At 61.0% G+C, this 8,444-nt stretch carries 4 protein-coding genes, 7 pseudogenes and 1 riboswitch; of the genes and pseudogenes, 1 reads left to right on the top strand and 10 read right to left on the bottom strand.

Annotation, left to right across the window (positions count from 1 at the left end; genetic code table 11):
- Window positions 1-270: 270 nt before the first annotated feature.
- Window positions 271-912: pseudogene (gene istB / locus GNZ13_RS50745) on the top strand (IS21-like element helper ATPase IstB); the annotation flags it as partial.
- A 75-nt stretch (window positions 913-987) separates the two neighbouring features.
- On the opposite strand, the gene GNZ13_RS50740 reads toward istB, so the two are convergent.
- From GNZ13_RS50740 to GNZ13_RS50690, 10 genes and pseudogenes are all read right to left on the bottom strand, one after another.
- On the bottom strand, window positions 988-1,143 hold the full coding sequence (locus GNZ13_RS50740) for a hypothetical protein (RefSeq protein ID WP_172178996.1): 156 nt from the start codon (window positions 1,141-1,143) through the stop codon (window positions 988-990).
- 202 nt (window positions 1,144-1,345) lie between these two features.
- Window positions 1,346-2,014, bottom strand: a complete 669-nt coding sequence (locus tag GNZ13_RS54715) for a recombinase family protein (protein ID WP_456238736.1) — start codon at window positions 2,012-2,014, stop codon at window positions 1,346-1,348.
- Between the two features lie 152 nt (window positions 2,015-2,166).
- Window positions 2,167-2,472, bottom strand: a pseudogene (locus GNZ13_RS50725) (TMEM165/GDT1 family protein); the annotation flags it as partial.
- Between the two features lie 11 nt (window positions 2,473-2,483).
- A riboswitch (yybP-ykoY riboswitch) is annotated at window positions 2,484-2,668 on the bottom strand.
- 117 nt (window positions 2,669-2,785) lie between these two features.
- Window positions 2,786-2,962: pseudogene (locus tag GNZ13_RS53370) on the bottom strand (DUF1289 domain-containing protein); the annotation flags it as partial.
- A 3-nt stretch (window positions 2,963-2,965) separates the two neighbouring features.
- Window positions 2,966-3,121: pseudogene (locus tag GNZ13_RS50715) on the bottom strand (CDF family Co(II)/Ni(II) efflux transporter DmeF); the annotation flags it as partial.
- Between the two features lie 179 nt (window positions 3,122-3,300).
- Entirely contained in the window at window positions 3,301-4,092 is a 792-nt protein-coding gene (locus GNZ13_RS50710) for a DUF1571 domain-containing protein (protein ID WP_172178994.1), read from the bottom strand.
- A gap of 223 nt (window positions 4,093-4,315) precedes the next feature.
- A complete protein-coding gene (locus tag GNZ13_RS50705; RefSeq protein WP_172178993.1) occupies window positions 4,316-5,107 on the bottom strand; it encodes an anti-sigma factor family protein in 792 nt (263 codons plus the stop codon).
- Between the two features lie 320 nt (window positions 5,108-5,427).
- Window positions 5,428-6,375: pseudogene (locus tag GNZ13_RS50700) on the bottom strand (IS701 family transposase); the annotation flags it as partial.
- Between the two features lie 270 nt (window positions 6,376-6,645).
- Window positions 6,646-7,764 (bottom strand): annotated as a pseudogene (locus GNZ13_RS50695) (IS110 family RNA-guided transposase).
- 131 nt (window positions 7,765-7,895) lie between these two features.
- Window positions 7,896-8,279: pseudogene (locus tag GNZ13_RS50690) on the bottom strand (transposase); the annotation flags it as partial.
- Window positions 8,280-8,444 lie beyond the last annotated feature (165 nt).

Below are 8,444 nucleotides of genomic sequence, written 5' to 3'. Positions count from 1 at the left end.
CGCCTCCCCTTCGAACAGCGTTATCACCGTGTCGACCTCGGAGATTCGATGCGGCGCAACCTCGCGCAGATCGCCGCTCAAGACCGCAAGCGATGCCGGCCGTCCCGCCGAAAGACACCCCGCCTGATCGTCGAAACGCAAGCTAAACGCCGAATTCTGCGTGTAGCGGCCCGCCTTTTCTGCGTTAGCGTTCTTTATCCAGCCGTGATAGCGGCGTTTGCTTCGTTCGCCGGCGCCGGACTATCACGTCGAGCTTGATCAGCACTATTACTCGGGTTGCTGGTCGAGCGTGAATCCAGTGAACGTGACTCGCGACAAACGGCGGCCCGGCTGCGCCGGGCCAGACTGAAGGTCCCCGACGCTTCGCCCGAGGACATCGACTATCGCACCGCCCGCGGCCTGGACCGGGCGCTCACCGCCCGTCTTCTGACCGGTGAGTGGCTTCGGGAGCGGCAAAACCTGATCCTGGTTGGCCCGACCGGGCTCGGCAAGAGTTGGTTGGGTTGCGCCTTCGCCATCCAGGCGTGCCGCCAGGGGTTCTCCGCCTGCTATCTGCGCGTGCCGAAACTGAACGAGGAACTGGCGATCGCACACGGCAGCGGGCGCTACGCGCGATGGCTCGCACAACTTGCCAAGACGGATCTCGTGATTCTCGACGATCTGGCAATGGCGCCGCTGACCGATTCCGCGCGGCGCGACCTGCTGGAGGTGCTCGATGACCGGCATGGACACCGATCCACGCTGGCCACCAGCCAGCTTGCGGTCGAGCACTGGCATGACGCGATCGGCGAACCCACCGTCGCCGACGCGATCCTTGACCGGCTGGTGCACAACGCTCATCGCATCACGCTCGCGGGCGAATCGCTGCGCAAGACGCGCAGTCGATTGACCGCAAAGCCGCAGTCCGAGTAAAAAGGTAAAGGTCCCGCGTCGCTGCGCTCCGTTTGTTCGCGATGGCGTGGAATTCTTGTTCACTTTGCCGTGGAATCACGATTCACTTTGCCCTGGAATGGCTGTTCTCTTTGCGTGGAATACGCACTCTTCGGCCTCCGCGTAGATTTGAAGTGCGGTCGGCTCGCGCTTCGGATTGGGCTTTTTGGCCACCGTTTTACCCGGCTCCGCTACCTGCTTTTCTTTCGCCACGATTACCTCATGTCAGTTGTTGGTGCCCGCCGCGAGAGCTAGATGTTTCTCCGCGGGCTGTCGCGGTTATTGCGGACACTCACGACTTGTCCGTTTCTATCAATCCGGTACATCAGTTGCCGGTCGCGGACCCGAGGACTAAGCGCCCCGCCGGCTGTCAGGGTTGTTATGTCGGACACTCGCTGACTTGTCCGCTGTTCCGTCAGCTCACGCGCGGCAGCCTGCCGTAGAGCGACTGTTGCCAGACGCCATCACCGAACCGGCGCAGCATGTGCACGCTCAGTTCGCCGGTATTGGGCATCGTCGGCAACTTGACCGGCTGTGTGCCCTGCATCTGCAGGTGATGCGCCTGGCTGCCGATGGCTCGTGCGGCCTCGACGGCGGCCCGCCACTCGTTGAACGCTTCCACCGCGTGCGCAAACAGATCCTCACGCGCGACAACAGCTTTCTTGTCGCCGGCCGCAACACGCTGACGCAACGCCTCCACCTGGTCACCCGTCAGGGACGGCTTGCGGCCCTTATAGATGCCCTTCTCTTTGGCGATCGCGATGCCCTCGCGCTGACGTTCGCGAATCAGCGAGCGCTCAAACTGAGCGAAACCGCCCAGCATCGTCATCATCAGATGCGCCATCGGGTCATCGCTCTGGCCGTTGAACGTCAGGCGCTCTTTGACGAACTCGACGGACACTTGCTTAGCCGTCAGCTCGCGCACGATGCGGAGCAAATCCTCAGTGTTCCGCGCCAGGCGATCCATGCTGTGCACGATCAGCGTATCGCCATCACCTACATAGTCGAGTGCCGCGGCGAGCTGCGGGCCTGACCATGTGCTGCGAAGTGTCAGAATAGGGTTGAAAAAGAAATTAGTTGACACTTTCAGCTAAGGGTCTCGAATACAACCTGACACTTCCTTAGACGAACGGGGGCAACATGAGCGGCAAGAAAATCGGATATGTGCGCGTCATCTCGACGGCATCAAGCTCGACAAGGTATTCACGGACAAACCCAGCGGAAAGAGCGCCGATCACCCATCGGATGTTTCGTCGAGACCGCATCGGCATCGTCCAGCTTGTCGGGGATGAGAATCCAGACCGCCATGACCGCGAAGGAAGCGACGACAGCCCAATTCAGGATGCCTGGACTCAGAACGCTCGCAAGCCACGCGCCGAGCGCACCAGACGCGCCATGATTGATGAGTGTCGCGACAAGCACACCAAGGATGATGGGGATGGGCTTGCGATATCGCGCAGCCAGTACCAGGGACAGAAGTTGAGTTTTGTCGCCAATCTCGGCGAGGCCAACCACACTGGTTGAAACAAGGAAGGATTGCATGGGTTGTTATGGCCGGGCCGCGCTGTAAGAACGCGATGACGCGCATTCCGGCGACCCGGTCAGGTCGGAATGCGAGTCCTCGGTCTTGCCAGGCATCTAGCTGCGCACGCCATAGCGAGTCTCGCGACTCGCCAAGTATGTTGACTTGCGCCCTCGAACATTGCAGTCGAGGCGGCTACTCCCCAATGAGCGGGTGAGATCCTATCGCGCCATGTGTTACAGAAGCAAGTCGCCAAAAGGAGCCGTGGTGACGGACGGACCCACGCCATGGATTCAGCCGTCCGAGGCCTCCTGCGACGCAGATAACTCCGGGGGATGCCCGCTGCAGCCTGGCCCGTCGCCGCGCCCGGTCGTTAATCACCTGATGGCGCCGGTGGTCGGTCATCTTCTTCCACGTCCGAATCTCGTCAAGGGTACGAAAAAATCCAACGCACAATCTGGTCTTGCCATCGAAAGTGCAGACATCGACGCAGGGTAACTTGACTGCCATGAGTCAGGCCGCTGCTTGAGCGGGTTGCACTTCAACGGTGACATGCGACAGCCCCCTGAAGCGCCCGAGCAGCGCATTATAGAAGCTCGAGTCGCGCTGGGACTCGCTGGTCGCGACCAATACTACGGCGCTCATGTGGCCAGGACCTACCCGCGCCACCCCCTGTGCCTGGTCGTTGGAGAGAACGAACCGCTCTGCCGGTCGTTGAGGTAGAGAATCTCACGAGTCAGGGCCGCCGCCGTGTCGGGCAGGATTGCAATCAGCGTGGCGTTGCCGCGATTGGACTTATACGTTTCGAGTGGACAGACCGTTGCGTGGACGTTTCGCTGGACTCGGAGTCACCGGAAGCCGTATTCGGGGTTATGCCGATCGAAGGTGGTTTCGCTCCAGTGGCGAGGCACGACCTCTTCGAACTGAATCAGTTCCAATGGCCGGCCGCGTTCGTCCCACGCGGCTTCGCCACGGGGCCAGGGGTGCTGAAGATCGAACAGTAGTCTCACGCGCTGCGCATAATGCGCAGGCGGGCCCGATGGAGCAGTCCACGTCCAGGCAAGCAACCGCGTGCCATGCACGTTCACGAGTTCGATGCGTGTCGGCCTCTCAGTAAGACCCTCTTCACGAAAGCTGCGTGCGTCGTGCTCGACGATGCGCGCGATGAACTGCAGACCGAGATCGCGGACGCTATGGCGGGACTGGGTGTGCGCAAGCGGGCCGTCGAGGGCGATCTTGCCTGACACGAAATGCAGCGAGCCGCCCAGATGGCCGAAGATGCTATCCCGGTCCGACGTTTCGTCGTAAAGAAGCTCCTGTCCCGCATGGTCGCCGTCAGGCAGCCATTTCGCGTAGACTTTTCGTGGGTTGTCCTGGTAACGTACAACCATGTGATCGGGCCGGTCGGGCCATCTGCCGAATACGCGCTCCTGCCGGAACATCCGGTATTCGCAGCCGCCATCGGGGACCATCTCGGACCTTGCGTACTCAACGAAGGCTTCCGGCTTCATCACGTCCATCACGGACAGAATCTGCTCGTCGGTCAGGGAGGACAGCGTGTGATTCTCGATCCGTGTTCGCAACAACCTCGCCTGTTCGTCAGCCGTCAGACACCGGAACTGGTTGAAGTCTGCGCTCACGGCATCCGACGTAGCAGTACCGGCGCATCTCGCCAATGTACCGGATGAAGCCGGCGTAATTGGGCTGGTCGATTGGGCCAGAGCGCCACTTGAGACGATCAGGCACGTCAACGCAAGCGCACGCAGCAAGGTCCGCACGGTTGCCTGCGATCCCGCAGCAGGCAGGTTGCTCCGGCATGCTGGATGATGCGAAATGCGAGATCCGTAAAGCATCATGGGTTCATCACATCGCCGGTTGCCAGGCTTCTGGATAGCCCCCAGGCACGCCGCATACGTCGATCGTCATGGATCGCAATTGCGCCTTGGAGACCTGGCCAGTCAGCGCGCATCCCATCCCCTGACTCCCCCAGTAGAACGTGCTGCGGTTGCCGTCACGAAACAGGCGGAACGCCGTCGTGTCCTTTGGAACCGCTGCGACGTACATCGTGAGCCGGGCGCCGGCCGTGCTCTGATACATGAATTGCGCGGCCGGGCCGGACTCGCCGGGCAGCAGCCGACCGCCGATCAACGAATAGCCATACTCCCGAAGTGAAGGCACCGACAATCGCCGATCGAGGCGCCAGGACAGCCAGTTGACCAGTTGATCCCGTTCTGCCGCAGCGAACTCCACGGGGTGGCCTTGCTCGGGCGCGTACACCGCGTAAGCGATGTCGGCACGCATCGCAAACACGGGTGGATCGGCCGCGAAGGTCGCCAACACCCAGCCGGGTGCCGACCCGAGTGCCGCGCCCATAGCCATGCAAGAGGCTACCGAGCCGGTTTGCCGCCACCACGGAGTGCGGCGTCGCACGACGATGCATCGCGCATCGTCTCGCGGGTTCCCGAACAGCGCTGTCAGCGCAGCTTTTTGCGCGCGGTAGTCGGCCACGCGGTCGGCTGCCCCGGAGTCGTTCGTCAGACGGACGAGCGTGGCGGCGCGTTCCGTGGCGGACAGCTCATTGTTGGCAAACGCCGATAGCGGCCGCAGATCCGGCTCGCCCGAGCCACCCCTCCCCCAGTCACGATCTTCGTTCATGGCTTGCCTCCCGCTACCCCGGTTCGATGCCTCGTGATACCTGAACCCCGCGAGTCAACCATCAGCAGGGTCCGGCGTTGCTCGACAGGCAGACAGCAAAACACCCTGCGATGCACATCGCGCAGGACCCGCTCGTCGCCCCGCCCGGGGCTGCCAGGTCGGCCTCGAAACGCATGGAGGCAATCCCAGGCCCTTACGACGTCCGTCAGCGCAGTCATTAATCTTACTGTGTCACATATTTTTCGTGCCACCGCTGCGATGAATGGTGCAGGCGTTGCGTGAGCCGTAGTCCGAGCAGGATACGCAACGTCGTGATGGAGTCAGGAACGTGGCGTTGTGCGCGCTGGACTGCCGCGTGCGATGTAATCCGCGGGAAGCGCAGGCAGCGCGCGTTCAATGAAGTTTTTTTTATCGCCGGTACCTGATCCCATCCTGAGTCTCTGGGCCATCAGAAACCCGTATGCGGCAATACTCAGTGTGGCGTGGTGGTGAAAGCCGCGCCAGCCGCGACCTTCGTAGTGACCCAGTCCGAACTCCTGCTTCAGATCCTGATAATCGCGCTCGATACGCCAGCGCATCTTTGTCACCAGGACGAGTTGTTCAAGTGTCGCCTCCTTGGGAGCGGTACTGAGAAAGTACTTGAGCGGCTCTTTATCTCCCTCGGGCCATTCGATGAGCAGCCACTCTTCAGCGCGCTGCGTACTGCGCCAATAGTCTTGATGAGCCGGACGAACCCGCACGGCGGCAAAGCGTGAGGAGAGTGCCGCGTTGCTGCCTTCCCGCCAGGTTACGGTCTGCCAGGCGTTCGCGGGTAATTGCATGGCCAGCGCCTTGACCGCTTGCGGTTCGTGGCCGGGCGCACGACGCAGCAGTGTAGGTGGGTTGCCACGCCCACTCCACGGCCTGGGCGGCAGCGGCGCCGTACCCGGTGCCCATACCGATGTGCCCGGGCGAATCCCCACGGCGCATAACAAACCCAGCTCGCTTATCCCTTCCCGAAAGGCCGTTTCATCACCATATCCTGCATCGGCCAGCACGATACCCGGCACAATCCCGGATGCAATCGCGTCGCGCAGTTGGGCCAACGCAATCTGTGGTTTGGTTGCGAAGGCCTGATCGTCAGGAATGCCCGCACGACGGGCACGTTCCCGATCGTCAATCCATTCCTTGGGGACATACAGTTGCCAGGCGATTGGCAGGCTGCCGCGTTGCGTCGCGATCGATAAACTCACTGCGACCTGACAGTTGTCCTGTTGATATGACTCCCCGTGTCAATAGGGTGGGTTTTAAATCTTATTCATAGGCGTTTTTGAATTTCCTGAGGGCGACGTAGCAGTAAATCTCGACGGCGGATCACGCTGATATTCGCGGATTGGGTACCGCATTACAGAGGTCCGTGTCATGAGCCTGCCGCTTTCTTGCCGCACAAGTCGGCCTGATGCCGTTGCCAAACAGGAACGCGGATTACTCAGATACCGGGCTACGCCGCCTTCAGGAAACTCGCAGTGTGTGAGGCGTTGGGTGTGTGGAAAAACTCGTTACGCAGGCTGTTCGCTTTGCGGTACCGCCAGGGTCATCCCCATCCGGCCGATGTCCCAGATGAACGCGGCCAGTTCACGGGCCACAGCAACGACTGCAACTTGCCGGCTCTTTCCTCTGGCCACGAGCCTGCGATATCGGCCACACAGGCGTAGCTGGGCATCCTAGGCCCGATCGACAATGGGCTTGGGTATGCCTTCCTGCCGGCTCTGTATGTCTTTGCTCACGCGCGCCGGATGCTGGTAGCTCCAGGCTGATTCAACCAGCAGCTTTCTTGCATAGCTGTTTCCGGCCTTGGTGATACTGCCCTGGCGCCGTTTGCTACCTGATGAATGTTCCGACGGCGTAACGCCCAGCCACGCCATCAACTGCCGAGGGTGTTCAAAGCGCGACAGATCGCCCAGTTCGGACACCAGCCCACCGCCGACGTGAACTGGATGCCGCGCATCGCCTGCAACGCCAGCACGACCGGATAGAACCGCCAGCAAACGACCTCCTCGTGCAGCGCTGCCTCCCTGCGCGAGGCGATCTTCGATGGTGCGGCGGTGTTCGTTGAACGCCAGTTGCTGCCACGCACTGTCGAACGAAAGGGTACTCAGCCAGCGCCGGTGGGCTGGGCCCCAATTTGCCCGGCCGGAGTACTGTACGCCGTGCGACAGCAGGAAAGACTTCAGCCGCTGCCGTGCCTGTTTCAGATCGTCCCTGGCGGACGACCACGCCCTGGCCAGATCGCGAAACGCCTCGTCTTCCACGGTCGGCACATGCACTGCGGATAGATCACCGGCTCGCAGCGAACGCACCAGTTTGAACGCGTCGCGCCGGTCGGTCTTGACGCGATCACCAGGCTTTCTCGGAATCAGCGATGGCGCACACACCATGCTATCGAAGCCTTTCTCGACGAGCCGGCGATTCAGTCCATAGCCACAAGGGTCTGCCTCATAGACAACGTGAACATGCCGGGCCTTGGATTGCAGCCGCTTGCATAGACGATCGACTTCAACCTGTGTCGTGCCGATCTTGCCGAACAGTTCAACTTCGTCCAGGCCCATCGCGTAGGCAACCGTGATCGAGTCCTTGTGAACGTCCAGCCCAACGTACAACGTGCTATCCTGGTTCATACTGGCCTCCCGTGTCGGAAACAAACCGTCGAGTGGTGGCTCCGGCCACACTCTTGCGGCTCTGGCAGCATGCTAACCCGCGCTTCACTTCCCCACGGCGGCCAGCCTCGCTGCCAGGGGAGTCATACTGACTTGCCGAGCTGCCCACAGTACTGGCGTGCAACGCCCACCGAATGGCGGCCCTTCTTTGGAAAACCCGTGTCGTCAATAATCCAGTAGTAGCCGGCCTCTTCAGCGGCATGCGCGCCTAGCGCGGGCATCACCCACTCGCGCACCCGCTGCATGATCGCCTTGTCGGACCACTCGGCCTTGGCAACAAAGTGGTGGAGCGACTGATGCTTCGCACTGGCGTGAAGCGGATCAATATGCGCGGCCATCGGCTCGACGCTCTTTCGTGACAGTGGCATCACCAGACCGGAACAGTAGCCTTTAAGGCCGGCGTGGCGATTAGCGTGCCCTAACTCCTGTGCCAGATGGTTGAGATACACGTCAAATTCATCGAGATCGTCTGACATTGCGATACCCCGTAGTCGCGATTACTTCATACTACCAGGTAAGTGCTCCTGGTAAAACTGTTTGGATTTCGGTAACCTGGATTTTTCCCTGGTACCGAGGTGTCGATGAAATGCCGTGTGAAGCTTGTGAAGTCTGAGGAGATCACATTGCAGGAGATGGCGATC

Origin of the sequence: Paraburkholderia elongata, from assembly GCF_013177735.1 — a bacterium.
In the GTDB taxonomy this organism is placed as follows: domain Bacteria; phylum Pseudomonadota; class Gammaproteobacteria; order Burkholderiales; family Burkholderiaceae; genus Paraburkholderia; species Paraburkholderia elongata.
Note: the sequence above shows the minus strand (reverse complement) of the source record. Positions and strands in the feature narration are given on the sequence as shown.